This is a genomic window from Pseudomonas sp. 05N434 (assembly GCF_056396965.1).
In genome coordinates, this window is record NZ_JBFTMK010000024.1 from 17,686 (window position 1) to 37,662 (window position 19,977).

The 19,977-nt window shown below is 60.6% G+C and carries 15 protein-coding genes and 2 pseudogenes; 5 read left to right on the plus strand and 12 right to left on the minus strand.

What is annotated here, in order from left to right:
- Nucleotides 1–37: 37 nt before the first annotated feature.
- From bcsF to AC1DLB_RS03030, 3 genes and pseudogenes are all read right to left on the minus strand, one after another.
- The gene (gene bcsF, locus AC1DLB_RS03020) at nt 38–229 is read right to left on the minus strand and encodes a cellulose biosynthesis protein BcsF (RefSeq protein ID WP_204125536.1); all 192 of its coding nucleotides are present in this window, start codon (nt 227–229) and stop codon (nt 38–40) included.
- Complete coding sequence (bcsE, locus tag AC1DLB_RS03025; RefSeq protein ID WP_477744027.1) at nt 226–1,767, minus strand: cellulose biosynthesis protein BcsE; 1,542 nt, start codon at nt 1,765–1,767, stop codon at nt 226–228. Before bcsE ends, bcsF begins: the two co-directional genes overlap by 4 nt.
- Before the next feature lie 441 nt (nt 1,768–2,208).
- Nucleotides 2,209–2,529: pseudogene (locus AC1DLB_RS03030) on the minus strand (methyl-accepting chemotaxis protein); the annotation flags it as partial.
- Here AC1DLB_RS03030 and AC1DLB_RS03035 point away from each other — a divergent pair.
- Together AC1DLB_RS03035 and AC1DLB_RS03040 are read left to right on the plus strand one after the other, a co-directional pair.
- Nucleotides 2,523–2,708: pseudogene (locus AC1DLB_RS03035) on the plus strand (DUF933 domain-containing protein); the annotation flags it as partial. The pseudogenes AC1DLB_RS03030 and AC1DLB_RS03035 overlap by 7 nt on opposite strands.
- Before the next feature lie 336 nt (nt 2,709–3,044).
- On the plus strand, nt 3,045–4,445 hold the full coding sequence (locus tag AC1DLB_RS03040; protein WP_477784578.1) for an aminotransferase-like domain-containing protein: 1,401 nt from the start codon (nt 3,045–3,047) through the stop codon (nt 4,443–4,445).
- Nucleotides 4,446–4,451: 6 nt separating this feature from the next.
- On the opposite strand, the gene panB is transcribed toward AC1DLB_RS03040, so the two are convergent.
- The 8 genes from panB to AC1DLB_RS03080 are packed head-to-tail and all read right to left on the minus strand — an operon-like array spanning nt 4,452 to nt 13,935.
- The gene (panB, locus tag AC1DLB_RS03045; RefSeq protein WP_018929558.1) at nt 4,452–5,267 is read right to left on the minus strand and encodes a 3-methyl-2-oxobutanoate hydroxymethyltransferase; all 816 of its coding nucleotides are present in this window, start codon (nt 5,265–5,267) and stop codon (nt 4,452–4,454) included.
- Between the two features lie 49 nt (nt 5,268–5,316).
- Complete coding sequence (locus AC1DLB_RS03050) at nt 5,317–6,570, minus strand: ATP-grasp domain-containing protein (RefSeq protein ID WP_018929557.1); 1,254 nt, start codon at nt 6,568–6,570, stop codon at nt 5,317–5,319.
- Nucleotides 6,551–7,807, minus strand: a complete 1,257-nt coding sequence (locus AC1DLB_RS03055) for a methylaspartate mutase (RefSeq protein WP_477784579.1) — start codon at nt 7,805–7,807, stop codon at nt 6,551–6,553. Before AC1DLB_RS03055 ends, AC1DLB_RS03050 begins: the two co-directional genes overlap by 20 nt.
- A 3-nt stretch (nt 7,808–7,810) precedes the next feature.
- Complete coding sequence (locus tag AC1DLB_RS03060; RefSeq protein ID WP_477744029.1) at nt 7,811–9,307, minus strand: hypothetical protein; 1,497 nt, start codon at nt 9,305–9,307, stop codon at nt 7,811–7,813.
- Nucleotides 9,304–10,542, minus strand: a complete 1,239-nt coding sequence (locus tag AC1DLB_RS03065) for an ATP-grasp domain-containing protein (protein ID WP_064616174.1) — start codon at nt 10,540–10,542, stop codon at nt 9,304–9,306. The genes AC1DLB_RS03060 and AC1DLB_RS03065 overlap by 4 nt, the downstream gene beginning before the upstream one ends.
- Before the next feature lie 33 nt (nt 10,543–10,575).
- Nucleotides 10,576–12,102 (minus strand): MFS transporter, encoded by a 1,527-nt coding sequence (locus tag AC1DLB_RS03070; protein ID WP_477784580.1) that lies wholly within the window; start codon nt 12,100–12,102, stop codon nt 10,576–10,578.
- Nucleotides 12,095–13,075: an LLM class flavin-dependent oxidoreductase gene (locus AC1DLB_RS03075; protein WP_477784583.1), complete on the minus strand. Its 981-nt coding sequence runs from the start codon at nt 13,073–13,075 to the stop codon at nt 12,095–12,097. Before AC1DLB_RS03075 ends, AC1DLB_RS03070 begins: the two co-directional genes overlap by 8 nt.
- Nucleotides 13,036–13,935 (minus strand): asparagine synthetase A, encoded by a 900-nt coding sequence (locus AC1DLB_RS03080; protein WP_477784581.1) that lies wholly within the window; start codon nt 13,933–13,935, stop codon nt 13,036–13,038. The genes AC1DLB_RS03075 and AC1DLB_RS03080 overlap by 40 nt, the downstream gene beginning before the upstream one ends.
- A 246-nt stretch (nt 13,936–14,181) precedes the next feature.
- Here AC1DLB_RS03080 and AC1DLB_RS03085 point away from each other — a divergent pair, with 246 nt between their 5' ends.
- The 3 genes from AC1DLB_RS03085 to AC1DLB_RS03095 all read left to right on the plus strand — a co-directional run bounded on the left by AC1DLB_RS03085 (nt 14,182) and on the right by AC1DLB_RS03095 (nt 18,488).
- Nucleotides 14,182–15,495 (plus strand): MFS transporter, encoded by a 1,314-nt coding sequence (locus tag AC1DLB_RS03085; RefSeq protein WP_064616172.1) that lies wholly within the window; start codon nt 14,182–14,184, stop codon nt 15,493–15,495.
- A gap of 64 nt (nt 15,496–15,559) precedes the next feature.
- Nucleotides 15,560–17,002: an amidase gene (locus tag AC1DLB_RS03090; protein WP_477784582.1), complete on the plus strand. Its 1,443-nt coding sequence runs from the start codon at nt 15,560–15,562 to the stop codon at nt 17,000–17,002.
- Nucleotides 17,003–17,150: 148 nt separating this feature from the next.
- The gene (locus AC1DLB_RS03095; protein ID WP_477744071.1) at nt 17,151–18,488 is read left to right on the plus strand and encodes an OprD family outer membrane porin; all 1,338 of its coding nucleotides are present in this window, start codon (nt 17,151–17,153) and stop codon (nt 18,486–18,488) included.
- A gap of 98 nt (nt 18,489–18,586) precedes the next feature.
- Here the strand turns inward: AC1DLB_RS03095 and AC1DLB_RS03100 are convergent, their stop codons facing one another.
- Nucleotides 18,587–19,804, minus strand: coding sequence for an MFS transporter (locus AC1DLB_RS03100; protein WP_064616169.1), 1,218 nt, complete (start codon nt 19,802–19,804; stop codon nt 18,587–18,589).
- Between the last annotated feature and the right edge of the window lie 173 nt (nt 19,805–19,977).

Consider the following 19,977-nt stretch of genomic DNA (forward strand, 5'->3'; position numbering starts at 1 on the left):
GCCCGGCCAGACGGGCACTGGCGTTGGATAAGCGACTTCAGACCGATTCATGGGGCTCACTCCGGGCTGGGGCGCGGCGCCGCACCCCACCGGATTTCAGGTAACGCGGGGGCAAGAAGCCCTGCACAACATCGAGAAGATGGCGCCCCACCCTGGCCAGCACCAGGATCAGCGCCAGGGTCAACAGGCTGCTAAGGCCGATTACCTGAAGCAGTTCGGAATAACTCATGGACAATGCCCCGCAATGGCAAGCGTGATGCGTTCAGGAGAATAAGCGCCACACTCGGCGACGTCGGCAGCGCCAGCGGCCCCGCGTTCTTCTACCGGAGGGAGCCTGGAAGGCAGCGACGCCTGCGCAAGGAAAGCCTCGCGCGGCAAGGCGTCGACGCCGGAGAGAATCTGGATGTCGCTGAACAGATCGCGCCAGGCCAGCCGGCAGATATTCTCCAATGCCGGCTCCAGCCCATCCGCGCGACAGGCAAACAGGAACAGATAAAAAGCCCCATCGACCACGCAGGCGACATCACCGAAACGACGCAGGTCGATCTGATTGAGGTACTGCTCGATCTCCAGGCCACCGCGCGGTGTCAGCCTGAGCATCTGGTGGCTGATTTCACCGGAGGCACCGCCATAGACGCGTTCCACCGTGCTGATGAATTCGCGCGGCAACAACAGACCGCGCTCGGCAGGTGGACGCAGGCGTTTGAACAGCGACTGGAGGTCGGAGGTACGACTGTGACGCCAGGTCTGGCCCTGGGCGCTGTCGATAATGCTGAAGAAGTACGCCAGCGTAGTGCCATAAGGCACCGTCATGTTGGCCCCACAGGACACCAGCAGACGCTCGTCCCGGTAACGCAGGCAGGGCTCCATTTCACGTACGATGATTTTCAGCGCGCTACCGCAGCGCTTGCGCAAGGCATGGATCTGACGGGCCAATTCCTCGACCTGCAAGTTGCTGTCGATGGCGACGATGATGCTGGCGGCGCGGGCGCGGCTCGCTTGTTGGAGCAAGTCCTCGCGGTTCTCGAACAGCCTCCACTGATCCGACAACGGCGGTGCGCCTTCGAGCACGGCACGCTGGGTCAGGTAGATGCGCTGATCGTCGGTGTGGGTGAGTTGCGCGCCGCTCTGCTCATTGGCCGACAGCGCAAAACCGTCCACGCGCAACTCCAGCTCGAACGCCTGCCCACTGCACACGCCCAGCTCGCTGTGCCAATAGTGCAGTTGGTAATGAATACCGCCGTCACGGCGATAGAGCTGGGCAAGCCCTGAAATGGTCTCGTTGAGCCGCAACAGACGCTCATGCAATTGAGGCGCCTGGCCGTGACCGATCATCAGCAAAGTGCATTGGCGTCGCCCCAACCATTGCCCCAGGGCCTGGCAACAGTGCCGCAGCCCTGGCGCGACTTCGCTCTGCCAGGCGCTGGTGGGCAGCATCAGCACAATGGCACTGCCGGCCACCGGCGCTGCACGGGTCAGCTCGCCGACCAGCGACTTGAGGGCCCGGCCGACGTCGGCTTCGTTGATGTCGAACAGCTTCAGCTCGCCGGGGCCGGCATAGGCCGCCATCTTCTGGGCGACGTCCCGACTTGAATGCCCGCAACACACCAGCATCGCTCGCGCATCGGCCGGCATCGCTGCCAGGCACTGGGCTGCCAGCGTCGCCGCATCGCGCGCCTGATCCACAGCCACCCAATAAAAACCGCCCTCGCGCAACAATATCTGCTCATCACGCAGATCGCGGATGGCTAAGGTGACCTGACTCAAATGCAACTCCCTTTCCCTTTGAACCGGATACAACACGAGCGTGATCGGCCCCTCGACGCCTGCTCGCGAGGGACTTTTTCTAATGACGTACACAAGCGCCCCGAGCCAGGCTCAGGGGGAGACTGTTAAGTCAGCGAAATTGGCTGGGCCGAACCCTGAAACTCGGGGCTGGAAGCTTTAAATGCGGGATAGTGCCGTTGGAAGAAAATGAGAAATCACTTTTCCGCCGTTCATCACCGATCATTCACCGATCACCCTTCCGGACGCTCCTGCGCCCGGAAATGGCGCGCAATTATCATGACGCCGGGCGAGAAGTGTCAATAACCCGTTAACGGTAGGCAAAAACCATTTCAGATGAACGGTAATCGCCATTTTATTGGCACCCCGCACTTGAGGAACGAGGCCGGACCCGTAGCCTCGTTGCCCGACGGGGCTTTGTGGCTAGGCCCTCTTGACCTTGAAACGCCCCAACACCCGCTGCATCAGCGATACCCGCTCCGAAAGGTCGCGGGCCGCCAGCGCACATTCCTGCGAGCTGGAATGGTTCTTCTGGGTGACTTCATCGATCTGCTCAAGCCCGACGCTGGCCTGTTGCAAACCTGACGCCTGCTCGCTGGAAGCCTGGTAGATCAGCGACACCAGGCTGGACACCGCGCTGGTGCCATTGACAATGTTCTTGAGCGACTCGGCTGTCCGGCCTGCGATGATCATGCCGCGCTGGGTCTTGTTCGAGGAGTCGGCGATCAGGGCGGCAGCAAGCTGCTGGCGTGATCCACACCGACTTAGAGAAAGGCTTCATCCGCGCCGAAGTCATCGCCTACAACGACTTCATCCAGTTCAAGGGTGAAGCCGGTGCCAAGGAAGCTGGTAAATGGCGTCTGGAAGGCAAGGAATACATCGTCAAGGATGGCGACGTGATGCACTTCCGCTTCAACGTGTAAAGAGGAACCGTGGTTTTCCACGGACCTCGATAGACACAAAATCCCCGTAATCACTCGCTGATACGGGGATTTTGCATATTGGCCCCCCCCCTCCTCCATCCGTAGCCTGTCCGGTAACGCGGGAACGCTGCCCAGTTATGCAAGAATAGTTTTATTGGCAATCACTACAGGGATGAAGAGCATGCCATTTCCTTTCGAGTGTCTCCTGGTTTTGCTTGATGGCATTGCCATCAGGTCCCAGATCATCGCCGGAGAACACCTGGAAAAACATACCTCAGGCTTGCCGCTTCAGGTCGCCAGCGTTTTCGTGCAGTGGGCACACAGGAATTTCAACAAGTGAGCCTGGTTACAACCAAAGACGCCTCTTTCGCCTATCAGGCGGTGTACCGCTATCTGGTCGAGCTGATCGAAACCGCCAATTCGGAACGTGAACAGAAATTGCCGTCCTTGCGGCAACTGGCCCGGCGCCTGAATGTGTCGGTGTCGACGACCAAGTACGCCTATTCGCTTCTCGAAGACGAGGGACGGATCTATGCCAAACCCAAGTTCGGTTATTTCACCAAGGCGATGCCGGCCCCCTTATTGAACGAGGGCTCGCCCAATCTGCTGGACAGCGTATTCTCCAACGCGCGCCAGCCGGGGATGCTGGCCCTTAGCAGCGACGCGCCGGCGATGTTGTTGTCGCTGGAAAACCCGTTGTTGATGATGGAGCGCGAACTGGCCCGGCAATACCCGCGCTCCCATGYGCCACTCTATCAGCCGTTCGGCGAGCCCGAGTTACGCGGCGCCCTGGCCGACCGCTACACCCGTTCCACTCACAGCTACTGGCAGGCCGAGCACGTGTTTATCGGCTCGGACCTGCGCAGTGTGCTGGAATTGTCCCTCAGCGCCTTGAATCTGGGGGGCACTGTGGCGCTGGTGGAGTCGCCTTGCTCATGGGCGATCCTGCGTCAACTGCAGGCAGCAAAGATTCGCGTGATCGAAGTCCCGCTCGGCGAGGATGGACGCTTCGATCTGTCCACGCTCAGTGAGTTGCTCAGGCGTGAGCCCATTCGGCTGGCGGTGCTGTCGTCGACCGTGAATATTCCCCAAGGCAAGCTGATGCCGGCGCAGGATAAACAGCAAATCTGTCGCTGGCTGGCGGAGCGGGATGTCTGGCTGTTCGAAAACGACAGCTACGGCGAGTTCTATTTCTCTCCCAAACCCGCGCGCTATCGCGATTTTGCCGATCCGGAAAAGCTGCTGGTGTTCTCAACCTTCGACAAGATCATCGGCTCGGAAGCGCCCTATGGTTATGTACTGTGTCGCCGACACGGGCCTCAGTTGCATCGGCTATTTCTGGAACGGGCATTTCGTCTGTCGCCGATCCGTCAGAAAGCGATCGCCAAACTCTTCAGCTCCAAGCGCATCGACCAGCATCTAATGGTGCTGCGGGCCATGCTGCTGGACCGGATGAAACGGATGGAGGCCTTGCTGGAGGCGCACGGCGATGGCCAGTTACGGGTTGTCGCCCCGCAAGGCGGAGCGACCTTCTGGCTCGAGGCCAGACACTCGGTGGACATGCGGCGGGTGTTCGAGCGCTTGCTGGCCCAGCGCATCGTTATCGCCCCCGGGGAAATATTCAGCCAGCAGGGGGCCTGGCGGCATCACGTGCGCCTGAGCTACACCCTCGACTGGAGCAAGGATATTCCCCTGGCCCTGAAGAAACTGGCCCAGGCTATCAGCGAAGAACCATAGCTATGCCTAGAGCCCATAGCAATGCCGCGATTCAGGGAAGCGGCCATCGCGCACCTCTTCGGCAAAACGCTCACAAGCGCCGCGAATCACCGCGCCGACATCAGCGTACTGCTTGACGAAGCGCGGCACCTGTTCACCGCCCAGACCCAGCACGTCCTCGGTCACCAGCACCTGGCCGTCACAGGCCGGTGAGGCGCCAATGCCGATGGTGGGCATTTTCGAATCCAGGGTAATTTGCCGGGCCACGCCTTCGGCCACCCCCTCGAGCAGCAGACTGAAGGCACCGGCTTCGAGGTTGGCCCGAGCGTCCTCGGCAATCATCGCACCGGCTTCGGCGGTCAGGCCCTGGGCCTTGAACCCTCCCATGACATTGACGAACTGCGGCATCAGCCCGACGTGGGCCATGACCGGAATACCGCGTGCCACCAGAAACTCGACGGTACCCGCCAGGGCCTTGTTGGCTTCCAGCTTGACGGCATCGCAACCGGTGCGCGCCAGGACCTGCGCGCAATTGCGAAAGGCCTGTTCGTTAGATTCCTGATAGCTGCCGAAAGGCATGTCGGCGATGACGCAAGACAGGCGCGTGCTGTCGACCACGGCCCGGGTGTGTCCGATGATTTCTTCGAGCTGCATACTCAGCGTCGAGGCCCGACCATAGCCGACCATAGCAGTAGAGTCACCGACCAGAATGAAATCGACGATTGGGTCTATCAACCTGGCAATAGAGCTGGAGTACGCCGTAAGGGATACGATTTTCTGTTGGCCCTTCATCGCGACCAGTTGCGGAACCGTCAATCGTTTAGTACGGGTATGAGCGCTCATAAGTGTCTTCCTGTGATGATTGAAAACCCCGGGGATGGGGCGTCTGTCACTACAACCAGTCTTTCTCCCATTCACGCCAGGTTTCATGGTCCTGGCGGATTCTGTCGGCGCTCGGGTGCACAAGGAATACGGCACCCGGCGAGCTGTTGAGGTCGATGGTCGGCGTTTTTGGGCGACCTTCGGTAAAACGAAAGCGCGCGTTATAAAAGCTCGGCAGAGCCTCCAGGCGCTTGCGTACATCGAGTTGGGCGAAGACGCCGCTATGGCGGGCGATCAGGTTTAGTCCGCGGGCGTGCTGCTGCAAGCGATAGCGCTTGGGAAACGATGCCAGTCGGGCCGGCTCCAGATAGCTGGTGCAGGTCAGCGCGACCTGGTCGTTGCCAGTCGCCGCTTGCAGCGCCGGTGGGTTGGCCAGCCCGGAAAGACGGGCACCGGTTTCCAGCAGGCGCGGGCCGCGAGTCGTGAGGATCACTTCGGTATGGGCCGGACCGTGGGTGATGGCCAAGGCATCGAGCACGCCTTCGACGTAATCGATCAGCCCATCAAGCTCCGGCGCATCGGCGGGCAGCAGGTCTTCACGGTCATAGATCTTGCGACCGTCGGCGCTCAACGTCTTGGTGCATTTCCAGACATCAGTGATCCAGTGCTCGCCCTGATGACTGACACTGTTGATAACGTACTCGTCGCCCTCCAGGTATTCCTGCAACAACAGCGCCCGGTTGCTGCGCATCATCAGGTTAGTAGCGCCGAGAATGCAGTCGATGGCCGCATGCAGTTGAGCGGCATCRTGACAGATGAACACATTATCGGAGCCCGCACTGTCCAGTGGCTTGACCACCACCGTCGATTCGCCACGAGCCTGGAACCAGGCCAGAGCCTCTGCGCTGGAGGCGGTACGCAGTTGCGCAGCCACCGGCAATCCGGCAGCAGCGACCTGTTCGGCCATCAGTGATTTGTCACGACGGGCGGCAGAGTATTCGGGATCATTACCGGGCAGGCCGAGACGGGCGGCCAGCAAATCCGCCAATTCGACACCGAATTCGCTGCCGGTCAACACCGCCGCTGGCGCCTGGGCCGCGAGCTTTTCCAGCAACGGTTCAAGGCCTTCCTCATGCACGCCGTAGTGCACGCGGAACAGTGTCTGCGGGCAACTCGCGGCAAAGGCCGGTGGCATGTCGTTGCGTGAACGCACATGCAGCAGTGGGCGATGCTCCGCCAAAGCCTGGGCCAGCAGAGCGCCGGTGGAATAGGCGTCGACCAGAATCAGCGGCGCCAAAGTGGAGTCAGTGCAAGGGTTGGTCATAACGGTTCACCGTGTAATGCAACATCTGGAACAATTCGGACGAGGTAATACCCGGTCCGATCGAAGAAAGACCGCAGCTCTGGGGCAACGGCAGGCCACCGACATTGCCCCAACGCAAGGCACCGTGGTCGTCAATGCGGGTCGTGGCGCGGCCAGGGTTGTCGGGGTGCAGGCAGTAGGGAATGTCGAGCCGCCCACGGGCGAAAGCCTGGAGTAACGCGACGCCAATATCGGTGTGCAGGTCCAGCGTGCTTTCCACCAGTTGCCGTGCCTCGAACAACACTTCCTGGCGATAGCCTTCACTGACCGGGTCGATCTCCAGTGCGTCGCCCGCGGCGGCTTCGGCCGCCATTGCCAGGGCTTCGAGGTTGTCCTCGACCGATGGAATCTGCCGGGATTCGGCAACGGTCTTGACGATCAATCGCTCGCAGCCGGCAGCCTGGGTCAGGCGCGCACTGTCATAGATCAGGCGGCGAGCACCATGACCGGTGGAGGGAAAGACCCCCATGTAGGAATACACCACGACATGCCAATGGACGCCGTCCAGATAGTCGGCAGCCAGTTCGCGCAGGGCCTGCAAAGCTCCGAAATCCTGGGCCATGGACGTGCCTTGGGCGTAGCTTAACGAGACGCTGCGAATGCCCTGCTGGCGAAAGAACAAAGCCTCGAGCAAGGTCATCGCGATCAGCATTGACGGCGGGCACAGCTGACCCAGCAAACAACCGCCGAAGCTCTCGATATGACCATGGGCAGTGGCATCGGTCAGCAACTGACAACTTTGCGCCCAAGCCTCGACTGCCCGCGCCAGTGGCAAACGGCTGTAAGGCATGCAGTAGGACACCGGGCCGCCTTCGGTGGCGTCGAGTCCGAGGGCCGCCAACCRCTTGAAAACATGCTGCGGTTGGGCGGTGCCATGRCGGACCTGGATCGGGAACGACGGGCCGTAGAGCCCATCGAGCATGCCACGCACCGCTTCCAGCGGATGGCTGATGATCGGGAAACCGTTCAGTGGGCTGTCGCTGTTCAGGCACTGCAGCGCGCTCTGGTAATCACCGACCCGGGTGTAAYTGTCCAGGGTGATGGTTCCGATGGTGGCGCAGGGCAACCCGGCCACCGCGGCCAACCCGGCGCGCATCGGCGCCAGTCCGCCGAAGCCCATGCGTGGTTGCACCACCAGTTCGCGCCGTTCCCGGGCCTGCTCGATGAAGCGCTGGAAATGACCTCCTGTCATGTCCATCACTTAGCGCCCCGACACCAGTTCAACCACGTTTTCACCCGTGGCCGGGTCGAAACGGGTTATCCGGCCCTTATGCGGATCACCGGCGCGAACCCGGGCAATCAGGCTGCTGTCGCTATCGAAATCGATCTGTTGATGGGCGTACAGACTACGTAGCGCCGGCAACGGCAAGCCGCTGACCTGGTTCAGCCACAGGCTCAGAGCGCTGTCCTGGCGACTACCGGCCAGGACGCCGTGAAGGTCCTCCAGATCTGCCAGGCGCTCAGGGTGACAGGTCGTGATGAAGCTCGACAGCTCGCGGCCACGCTCGACGAAGGGCGCGAACTGCAGACAAGTCAGTTGTATCTCGTCGAGCCCGAACGCCTCGCTGGCGAAACGGTTCGCCAGCGCCCGACGAGCGTCCTTGCCTTCGGCCCCGGCGTAGGCCGACAGTGCCAGGTCGATCAGGCGCTGGGGCATTTCCTTTTTGCGCATCAAGCCCTGGGCCAGCTCCAGGTATTCGCTGATACCGTCATGGTAGTGACGACCCTGTACGTACTGCGCCTTGAGCCCGCGAAAGTGCGCCATCAGCATGGGGTTCGCGCAGTCTGATTCGGTGAAACTGAACGCCAGTTCTTCGAAGCGGAAACCGAGAAACTCGGTAATCAACTCCCAGTGGTCTTCCACCCGGTAGCTCACCAGGTCGTAGATGCTGATGAAGTCCGGGTCGGCGCTTTCGCTGCCGCTGGCCACCCGACGTTCAGCCCGCTGTTCGTCGAAGCCCTCACCGAACAGTTCGACGAAATACACCTGGGCCACACCATCAAGGGCCTGGAGCAGGCCGCGAAATCCCTGGCGCCGACACTCGTCGACGTTCAGCCCCAAACGTTGGGCCAGGCGCATGATCCAAGTGAAGTAATGCTTCTGTTCCTTGCGCGAATCACCCGTGACCACCGCGTCGACACCGCCTTGCCACCAGGCCGCACGCCCGTAGAAGTCGGCGACCGCCAGGTTGCAACTGTTACAGAACGTCGGGCGGCCGTCGCCAGCGGTACGATGGCCGTTCATCAGCACATCGAAGCGGTTCATCGCGCGCACCTGCCCAGGGAATGGCAAGTGACGTTCGAACGGGCGAATCTGCTGGTGATCGACCACCAGCATCTCGACCCGAGGATCGTCATACAGGTGCAGGGCCCGATAGACCCGGTCGATGTTCGCCATGACCGCATCCGGGACCCCGGCGTGACGCATATTGGCAATGCGCAAGAAGAAGGTGCGGCCATGCAGTACGTTCAGGTGCAGTTGCACGGCGCGGATCAGCGATACGGTGTAGGAACTGTCCTTGCCGCCGCCATAGGCCACCATCAGCTTGTAGTCCGCGAGCCCGTCAACACCGCCAGCGGCATCGACCAACCGTTCCCCCAGGGTGGCGACGGCACGTCGGTCCACCGCACTGAGGTAGCGATTCAACTCGCCGAGCAAGGGGGCGTCGGCCATTTCAGAGGTAATGGCAATGTTCATATCGGTTCGGCCTGGAAGTGAAAGTTCTTGATCGCGTGCTGGATGTCGCTCTCGATATCCATTTCGCTCGCGTCGGTGAAAATGAAGCGACCGCTGTGCAGGGCGTCGTAGCTGCCGCCGGCTTCAAGGATCTGTCCGGGCCGGGGCAGCAGTTCTCGCCAGAGCGAGTTCAGGTGCGGGCGCAGCGTTTGCGCCTCGATTACCCGGCATGGCAGTTGTGCCGGTTTGGGGACGACCAGCCAGCCACCGCTGGGATCCGCCTGGATCGTCGGCAAGGGCACGCGCTCACCGGCCAGGCCTTTGAGCCAATGCTCATAGAGGTTCACACCGAAGACTTTGTTGATCAGATGTGGCACTTCGGCGCCGCCCACCCGGGCTCCCACTTCAAGGAACACTAGCGAGCCATCCGCCTCGACGAATATCTCCAGGTGAAAGGCGCTGTTGCGCAGGTCCAATGCCCGCAGGCAGGACTCGCTGAAGACTTCGATCCGGGTGCGCAACTCCGAAGACTGGAGGATCACTGAACCCAGCGGTTTGGCGTTGGCGAAATCCAGGCAGCTGTTGATATAGCGCGACACCACCTGGAAAGGCACCCCGGCGCTGTCATCGGTGAAACCGTCGATGTGATAAGTCTGGCCCTGGATGAAGGCCTCGACTTCATAGCGCCCCAGGTCCACTTCGCTGAGTATCACGCGCAGGGCCTGGGCGTCCTCGACCTTGGCGACGCCGATGCTGGCGGCGCCATCCACCGGTTTGACGATCACTGGATAGCCGACAACATCGGCGAACTCCAGCGCCTGTTTCACGTCATTGCAGCGAATGAACGGTGGCACCGCCAGGCCGTGTTCCTGGAGGACTTCTTTCATTCGTGCCTTGTCGCGGTAAACCGCCACCTGCTCCAGGCCGTGACCAGGAATGTTCAGGGTCTGTCGTACCCACGCCGCGATCTCCAGAGTGAACTCCGACAGCGCGATCAATTGGTCCACGGGACCGACGCGATCGATGATTTCCTGAACGCCTGCCAACAACTGAGGGTACTGATTGACGTCATCGACCTGTACCAGATGGGCGATGTGCTCCCGGGGGGCCAGTACGCCCTCGGCGCCAAGGCCGTCGACCACATAGCTGATCCGATGTCGCTGATGATCGAAGAACTCTTCGTAGCGGGTCAGTTCATTGTCCCAGCGACTTGGGTCCTGGAAACGCGGCCAGCGATTGACGATAACGATATGCATCGATTCGATCCTGTGAAAAAAAGAGGGCTGGACTCAGGTCCAGCACGGTGCCGTGCCGGTACCCAGGACGAGCGCAGGTTTCGAGCGCTCAAGGGTGTTCAGGTAGTTTTCGAAGTTCTCGATGGCGTCGGGGCCGATGAACACCTCGTTGAAACCGGCGGCCAGCAGCTCCTGGCGAACCGCCCGCGTGTGGTCTTCCGAGGTGGTCAACTTGCCACCGATGACACAATGCAGATCCGGGTGCTGTTGACGCACCTGACGAATCAGCTCCAGCCCCTGGAAATGTCCATGGCCGTTGACGCTGCTGACCACCAACAATTGCGTGCGCCGCAGCTCAAGGGTGGCGAGAACCACCTCCACCGGAGTGCAACCCAGGGCGGTGCGAAAGCGCCGGGTGGTCAGGTTGAACAGCAAGGCGCCGGGGATGGCGAGCAGCAGCGCGAGGGCCAGGATCAATGTCTGGACTCCGTACTCATGGCCGATACTGGCGGTCAGCAGGCCGCCCAATGGGTAGGACAGCAGGTTGACCAGGTAGAACGGGCCCATCACCTTGCCCAAGTGGTCGGCGGCAATCGCCTTGATACGCTGAGTCCGATTGAACACGTTGAACAAGGCACAGCCGGCCATCGCCAGGAGAAAACTGATGGCATAGAGCGCTACACCGCTGGCCGCGCCCATACAGATCAGCCCCAGGCAGAGCAAGGCAAAACCCCATGTACCGAGGCGGTAGATCGACATCCGCGCCAACAGCCGCGGCACCAGAATGAAATTGAGCAAGCCCAGTGCACCGGCCCCGGCGTTCATCAGGCCGAACACCCCGTCGGCGGCACCGAACACGCCACTGATGACAAAGGCATTGGCACTCAGAACGCAGGCAAAGGCCAGGTTGATGGTGAAATTGAGCAGCGCCAGGGATAAGACCGGCGGATTGTTCAATAACAGACTCCAGCCCAGGACCAGGTCCTTGCGGATGCTCTTCGGCGGGCTGGCCGACTGGGTATTGGGCAGGCCTTTCCAACACACACCCGCCGCGGCGAATGCCAGCGCCGCCAGCCCCAGAAGCAGGCGCTTGTCGGCGTACATCGCCAGCAGTGCCGCCAGCGCCGGGCCCAGCGCCATGGCCAGCAGCTCCATGTTCTGCACCAGGGACTGGCAGTGGGCCAGGCGTTCGGGGCCAGCGATCAGCGGTACGCTCTTTTCCACCGCCATACGCACCGGCGCCATCAGCAGCGAGAGCACGATGCCGTTGCCGATCAAGGCCCAGACCGTAAGCATTGGCGCATACCAGCAGACCCCGGCAGTCAACCCCAGGCTTACCGCTCGCGCGGTATTGGCGTGGCGAAACAGCAGACGCCCGCCGAAGCGGTCCGCCAGCAGTCCGGCAAACGGATAGGCCAGCAGTGCCGGTAGCCACTCCAGAGCGAACGCCACTCCGGAGTAACGGACATTGCCGGTGAGCTGGAAGATCATCAACGGTACTGCGAACAGCACCGTTTGTTCCGCCAACAGCGCGAACAGCAGGCCGGCACCGAAACGCCGCAACCGGGCTGTGTCATGCATGCTGGCTTTCCAGTTCGGCCTCGAGCTTGCGCAGGCGTGGCAACACATGGCGACAGAAACCGCGCATTTCGTCACGAGTCGGCCAGCCGGAAAAGATGAACTCGCTGACCCCTACTTTCTTGTATTCCAGCAGATATTCGGCCACTTCCTGATAGCTGCCGACCACGCACAGCGCCGGGCCGCCACGGTAGGCCACGGCACCGGACCAGAGCATTGGCGACAGCCAGTCATGTTCAGCCTTGTCGGCCAGACGGAACGAAGTCTTGACGGCTTCGGAGTCGCAACGCCCGACGAACTGACGAACCCATTCGCGATGCTGCTCATCCGGGTTTTCCATCATGCTTTCAACGGCCGACAGGGCTTGCGCACGGGTTTCCCGAGCCAGCACATGCATGCGAATCCCCACCGAACAACCCGCCTCGAGCACTGCCCGGCTGGCCTCGGCGATACCCTGCGGCGTGTCGCCGTAGCGTAACCAGCAATCGCTGTGTTTCACGGCGATCTGCTGGGCGATTTCCGAAGCGCCACTCAAATAGATGTGTGGACGTTCGTTGTCCTTGAAAGGCAGTCCCAATTGCGCTTGCTCGATACGGTAATGAGCGCCGTGATGGGTCAGGGGCGTTTCGCCTTTCCAGAAACGATGCAAAATCTCGAGGAATTCGCTGGTGCGTTCATAACGTCCATCGTGGGCCACGAAGTCGCCATAAAAGGCTTGTTCATCGGGGGAAATACCGGCGACCAGGTTCAATGCAATACGCTTGTCGGACATCCACGACACGGTATTGACGATCTGCGTGAACAACGTCGGCGGCAGCAGGCCGGGGCGATACGCCAGGATGAATTTGACTCGGCTGGTCTCTCGGACCAGGGCGCCGATCATTGGCAGCGGGTCAGGCATGTGGTAGCTGATACCCATCAGCAACGAGTCGATCCCTAACTCATCGGCTTCCTGAGCGAAGTCGACAATCCGCAGATAAACTTCAGCAGTCGCTCGATCCCCAGCCCGCCGCCGGCGCTCGGATGAAGCAGGCCGCGCTTGGCGACTTGGAGGTAATTGGCGAAGGGCGCAAGGTCCATCGACAACTCTTCCATGCGGTAGATGATCTGTTCGTACTCGAACTCTCGTTCGGCACCCGACAGGGCTTCGCCATAGCTGTCGGGATAGATCAGGTCGTAGTTGTTGTACTGGCCGCGCTTGCCGGGTGTTTCGCGATCATAGAATTCCCGGCGGTAGTTGGTGACGAAGAACGGCGTGTGGGCCTTGGCCGACATGATCTTCTCGAAGTCGTCGCCATACTCGGCGCGCAACTCGTCCGAGCTGTATATCGGAAAGTGCGTCTCGTAGTGCGGCAGCTGGCGATTGAGGTGGGCCAGCTGGGCCGAGCAGTGTTGCCTGACCTCGGCGAAGGTGTGCTTGATCAAGCCTTCGATCAGCGCCATGACCTGGTGCATGTTGCCGCCACGTATTTCGAAGTCGAACTGGGAGAATTCCAGCAAGTGGTTCTCCGAATCCTTGATCTCGGCTTTTTCCAGACGAATGTTCGGCGCCACGATAAAGATCTTGTCATGACCTCTGGCGGTCAATGCCAGCTGTTTATGGAAGATCATGCTGGCGGTCAGTTTCAGGCGCCGCGTTTCGTACTGGAGTTCAGCGGGGTAGACCGCATGGTTCAAGGGGTCAGTGATGGGCGACATGAGAATGGGCATCAGCTGCTTGAAGTCGCGCTCCAGCAAATATTGTTGCAATGCCTGCAACACGCGACCGCGGATAATCGCGATCGCTTCAACGTCCGGGTGATTAAAATCGTCGAAATTACGCTGAATTTCTTCCATGTTGCGCTCAATATCCAGGGTTAGGAAGTGCCCGATTATTGGTTAAACACGCAAAAACTCAATGTACAGATTTGCCCTAAAAAGCAACCCAGATGCATTGTCTGGTTGTCCCGCCCGGTAATTGGATGGACCATTACCGGCTATGTACCTGATGGCTTCATTCGAACGACACTGCCTGTTCAAGGGCGTGGTTTCGAATGCTGTTTCAGTCGCGAGTTTTCATGAGTTCCTGTTTAGAGTCCCTTTATGACGGCCCACATTGATCCACAACCCGGTCGCTTTTCCCGGTCTGACTACAAGACCCTGGGCCTGGCGGCGCTGGGTGGTGCGCTGGAAATCTACGACTTCATCATCTTTGTGTTCTTCGCCCTGACCCTCAGCCAGTTGTTCTTTCCGCCAGAGATGCCTGAGTGGCTGCGCTTGCTGCAAAGTTTCGGAATTTTCGTCACCGGCTATCTGGCCCGTCCGCTGGGCGGCATCCTGATGGCGCATTTCGCAGACCGGGTGGGGCGCAAGCGGGTGTTCAGCCTGAGCATCCTGATGATGGCTTTGCCCTGCCTGTTGATCGGAATCATGCCGACCTACGAACAGATCGGTTACTGGGCGCCCTTGACGCTGCTTCTGTTGCGGGTGCTGCAAGGCGCCGCTGTGGGCGGCGAAGTGCCTAGCGCCTGGGTGTTCGTGGCCGAGCATGCACCGGTCAGGCGTCGTGGCTATGCCCTGGGTGTGCTGCAGGCCGGATTAACATTTGGCTATCTGCTGGGGGCACTGACCGCAACCCTCCTGGCGCGGCTCTATAGCCCCGCCGAGATACTCGACTTCGCCTGGCGCCTCCCCTTCCTGCTGGGTGGTGTATTCGGGGTGATCGGGGTCTGGCTGCGGCGCTGGCTGAGTGAAACCCCGGTGTTCATGGCCTTGCAGGCGCGACGTGAGTTGGATGCGGAGTTTCCATTACGGACAGTATTGCGCGATCACCGCAAATCCATCCTGCCGGCGATGCTTTTGACCTGTGTGTTGACATCGGCGGTGGTGGTGCTGGTGGTGATCACCCCGACTGTCATGCAGAAGAGCTTCGGCATGAGCGCCAGCCATACGTTCGCGCTGAGCAGCCTGGGCATAGTGTTCCTGAATATCGGCTGTGTACTGGCTGGATTACTGGTGGACCGGATCGGCGCCTGGCGCGCGGTGCTGGTTTATAGCCTGCTGCTGCCGGTGGGGACCGCGGTGCTTTACGCCAGCCTGATCAGTGGCGGCTACTGGATCAGCGTGGCCTATGCGCTGGCCGGCCTGACCTGCGGCGTAGTGGGTGCGGTGCCCTCGGTAATGGTGGGGTTGTTTCCGACCCGGATCCGGGTGTCCGGTATCTCCTTTACCTACAATATTGCCTACGCACTCTGGGCCAGTACCACACCGCTTCTGCTGATCGGACTGATGCCGTGGAGCCCCTGGGTCTGCGTAGGCTATTGCGTGGTCATGGGGGCCGTCGGGGCACTCATGGCGTTGTTCTTCGGCTTTCGCTCCTCGTCGGTGGCTGACGTTTCGGTGGTTCCAGGCGCCTGAGCCTGACCTTTTCGCGCCGCCGGTCGCGGCGCTTGCCCCTGAATACCAAAGGACGGCAATTGGCATGAGCTGCGTCAACGATTTGCATGATCTATCGGCGGTGCAACTGTTGGTGTTGTTCGCCAGCAAGGAACTGTMACCGCTGGAATACTACGACCATTTGCTGGCCCACATCGAGCGCTGGGAACCCCATCTGAATGCCTTGTACGCCTTTGACCCGCAACGGGTCCGGGAACAGGCAGCTRCCGCCAGCGAGCGCTGGAGCCGGGGCCAACCCCGTGGTCTGCTCGATGGTTTACCCGTGACACTCAAGGAGTTGATAGCGACGCAAGGCGACTGCATTCCCCTGGGCTGCGCCGCGACCGAGCTGATCCCGGCCACAGCCGACGCACCACCGGCGGCGCGGATGCGTGAGGCCGGAGCGATAGTCCTGGGCAAGACAACGGTTCCGGACTACGGGATGTTGTCGTCGGGGCTGTCGAGTTTCCACGGCGTGACACGTAATCCCTGGAACCTGGCGAACAATCCCGGAGGCTCCAGTGCCGGCGCGGCGGCGGCAGCAGCGGCCGGCTATGGGCCGCTGCATGTCGGCACCGACATCGGCGGGTCGGTCCGTTTGCCCGCAGCCTGGTGCGCCCTGGTGGGGTTCAAGCCGACACTCGGGCGCATCCCCATCGACCCCTATTACACCGGCCRTTGTGCCGGCCCCATGACCCGCAGCATGGATGACTGTGCGCTGATGATGCGCTACCTGTCCCGCCCCGATGCGCGGGATGCCACCAGCCTGCTACCGGAACAAGGCGATTGGGCCCTGGGACAGTTGTCGGTCCAAGGGCTGAAAATCGGTCTGATGCTCGATCCCGGCTGTGGCATTCAACCAGACGAACAGGTGTGCTCGGCGGTTCGGGAAGCGGCTCGCCTATTCGAAAGCAGGGGCGCCCAGGTACGTCAGATCAAGCCACTGATGGACCGCGCCGTGCTCCAGGGCCTGGATCAATTCTGGCAGGCGCGACAGTGGAGTCAGTTGCAGGCCCTGAGCCCCGAGCGGTTCGATCAGGTCTTGCCCTACATTCGCGACTGGGCGGCAGCGGCCGAGAACCTGAGCGCCGTGCAGGCGGTTGAGGGGTTCAACCAGACGTTTGAAATCCGGCGCCGGGCAGCCGAGGTCTTTCATAATGTCGACCTGGTGTTGTCGCCGACCAACCAGGTCAGTGCCTTTGCGGCTGAATGGGCCTCGCCCACCAATGACCCGCGCCTGCCGTTCGAGCACATCGTCTTCACTGTGCCGTGGAACATGGGCGAGCAGCCAGCCCTGTCAATCAACTGCGGCTTTACCGACCAAGGCATGCCGATCGGCCTGCAGATGATCGCTCCGCGCTTCGCAGACCAGTGGTTGCTTCGGCTCGGCAAGACCTATGAAAACTGGCGCGGCACGATTCGCCACTGGCCCAGCCCGCCGTCTCGCCTGTGGGAGCGTGGCTTGCCCGCGAAGAACGATAACGCGTAATCGCTGAAAAACCGCGGTGCATTCTTCGCGGGCAAGCCTCGCTCCCACAGGATTTTCGTTGCTCAAATTTCTTCACTGACAGCATTAGCGACGTGCGCCTGATTTGTTCCTCTAGAGACTTATCGAAATGGATTTTCGTGTACTTCTGATGGCCGGCATTGCCGTCGGCAGCCCTTTGATTGTAACGGCGGATGAAACGCCGAGCACTCAAGCCCAGGCCCCGGGTTTTGTCGACGGCAGCCATTTGGGGCTGAACTTGCGCCATTACTATGCCAACCAACACACCCGACGTTCTACCTACCTGGGGATCAAGAAAGAAGATGGCCTGGAGCGGACCCGCATCCGTGAAACCTGGGTGCAAACCGCGATGCTCAACTACAGCTCCGGATATACCCAAGGGGCGGTCGGCTTCGGGCTGGACGCTTCATTGTTCAGCGCCATCAACCTGGAGCGCGGACATGGGCGTGTCGCCAATGGTGGCGATCGGGTGCTGGTGGACAGCGATGGCGATGCGCTACCGACCTGGAGTCGTTTGGGTGTCGGTGATCTGCGGCTGCGTTTTTCCAGCACAGAAATCAAGGCCGGTCGCTTGCTCACCGACAACCCGATTCTGCGTTACAAGGACAATCGCGCCCTGCCCTCGAGCTTTCAGGGCGTAGGCCTGTTCAGCAACGAACTCGATTGGCTGTCATTGCAGGCCGGCAGCTTCGAACGGGCGATTCCACGTACTGGTACCGGCAGCGAAAAACTCACCACCACCTTCGGTAACCGGGCGTATTCGGGGTCGCGTATTTCCTACCTCGGAGGAATGGCCAAAACCCCTTACGGTCTGGACGTCAGCCTCTACACCTCACGCTTCGAGGACATGTGGCAGCAGACCTATCTGGGATTGACCCAGTTGATCGGGGATCGGCGCGAGATTGCGCTCAAGACTGCACTGAATTACTACCACACCGGGGATCAGGGCGAGCAGCGCCTGGGCTACATCGACAATGACGCCTTCAGCCTGGCGTTCACCGCATCGCACCGGGCCCACAGCCTGACTCTGGCCTGGCAGCAGGTGTTTGGCGACGAGTATTTCGATTACGTCTGGGAGTCCACGGGCAATTACATGGCCAACTCGTTGTACTCGGACTACAACGGCCCGAACGAGAAGTCCTGGCAACTGCGCTACGACCTGGATCTGGCGTCTTTAGGGGTACCGGGCCTGACGACCAGTCTGTGGCACGCAAAAGGCTGGGACATCGACGGCACCCATTACAGCGGCGACCGTAACGGGCGCAATACCGGTTACAACGTGCGGGGTCTGGACAATGCCAAACACGACGAAAACGGTTTAATGGTGGCGTACGTGGTGCAATCCGGAGCACTGAAAAACGCGGTGTTTCGCACCATTGTCTACAATCATCGGGCCACGGGCGGGCAGATCGACGGTAGCTACGACGAGGTCCGCCTGGTGGCGAATCTGCCGATGTGGATTTTTTGAGGCGGGCTTTTTGGGCCGAACAGAATCATCGGCCCCACTTGCGAAACACTGTGGAAGCTTAGCGAGCTCGCCGGTCCCCACAGTGGAGGGATGTTGGTTCAGACTTTTTTGGTTCTTGGCAGAAAGATCGCCAACACCCCAAACAGCGGCAAGAACGAACACAGGAAGTACACATACTCGATGCCGCGAATATCCGCCAAATGCCCGAGCAACGCCGCACCAATCCCACCGAAACCGAACATGAGGCCGAAGAACACTCCGGCAATCATCCCGACATTCCCCGGCACCAGTTCTTGCGCATACACCACGATGGCCGAGAACGCCGAGGCCAGAATGAAACCGATCACCACACTCAACACACTGGTCCAGAACAGGTCCACATGGGGCAGCAGTAGCGTGAACGGCGCCACACCGAGGATCGAGAACCAGATCACTGCCTTGCGCCCGATCCTGTCGCCGATCGGCCCGCCGAAGAAGGTCCCTGCCGCTACCGCGCCGAGAAACAGGAACAGATGCAGCTGCGAGCTGGCCACCGACAGGTCGAACTTCTCGATCAGGTAGAACGTGAAGTAACTGGTGAGACTGGCCATGTAGAAATACTTGGAGAACACCAGCAACCCCAGTACCACCAACGCACTGATCACCCGGCCCTTTGATAAGCCGTGCGTCGCTGCCTGACCTTGTTTGAGTTTGAACAGGTTCAAGTGATTGGCGTACCAGCGGCTGATCCGGTACAGCACGAACAACGCAAACAGTGCGAACACGCCGAACCAGGCCACATTGCCCTGACCATAGGGAATGATGATCGCCGCCGCCAACAACGGCCCGAAGGCCGAGCCCGCATTACCGCCGACCTGAAACGTCGATTGCGCCAGGCCGAAGCGCCCGCCCGAGGCCAGTCGCGCGACGCGTGAAGCTTCCGGGTGAAAAGTCGACGAGCCGATGCCGATCAACCCTGCTGCCAGCAAAATCATCGGAAAGCTACCGACCACCGACATCATCAGAATGCCGATCAATGTGCAGACTGTGCCGGCCGGCAACAGCCAGGGCTTGGGATGGCGATCCGTGTGGTAACCCACCCACGGCTGCAACAACGAGGCMGTCAATTGAAAGGTCAGGGTAATCAGGCCGACTTGGGTGAAGGTCAGGCCATAGTTGGCCTTGAGCATCGGATAGATCGACGGCAGCACCGCCTGAATCAGGTCGTTGATCAAGTGCGCCAGCGCCACCGCGCCGATGATGCGCATGACCAGCGGACTGCTTTGTGAAGGAGCGGGCGTCGATGTCGCGGCGGACTGAGCGTTGCTGATGGCCATGAGAGTTTCCGTACTGCGGATGGGTGCGCACAGGCAGGTCGGTCAATGTGCCATTTTTCGGTGCAGTCGCGCCATCCCCTTAGCTTGCTAACGACCTCAAAAAAGGTGATAGCGCAAAGCCATGGTCTGAATCTTGCCTTGCTTATCCGCTTCAACGCGGCCCCTTACAAAGG

Coding starts and splice junctions, on each gene's coding strand:
- bcsF (WP_204125536.1), bottom strand. CDS start 229: ATGAGTTATTCCGAACTGCTTCAGGTAATCGGCCTTAGCAGCCTGTTG.
- panB (WP_018929558.1), bottom strand. CDS start 5,267: ATGAGCGCTCATACCCGTACTAAACGATTGACGGTTCCGCAACTGGTC.
- AC1DLB_RS03060 (WP_477744029.1), bottom strand. CDS start 9,307: ATGAACATTGCCATTACCTCTGAAATGGCCGACGCCCCCTTGCTCGGC.
- AC1DLB_RS03065 (WP_064616174.1), bottom strand. CDS start 10,542: ATGCATATCGTTATCGTCAATCGCTGGCCGCGTTTCCAGGACCCAAGT.
- AC1DLB_RS03070 (WP_477784580.1), bottom strand. CDS start 12,102: ATGCATGACACAGCCCGGTTGCGGCGTTTCGGTGCCGGCCTGCTGTTC.
- AC1DLB_RS03080 (WP_477784581.1), bottom strand. CDS start 13,935: ATGGAAGAAATTCAGCGTAATTTCGACGATTTTAATCACCCGGACGTT.
- AC1DLB_RS03085 (WP_064616172.1), top strand. CDS start 14,182: ATGACGGCCCACATTGATCCACAACCCGGTCGCTTTTCCCGGTCTGAC.
- AC1DLB_RS03095 (WP_477744071.1), top strand. CDS start 17,151: ATGGCCGGCATTGCCGTCGGCAGCCCTTTGATTGTAACGGCGGATGAA.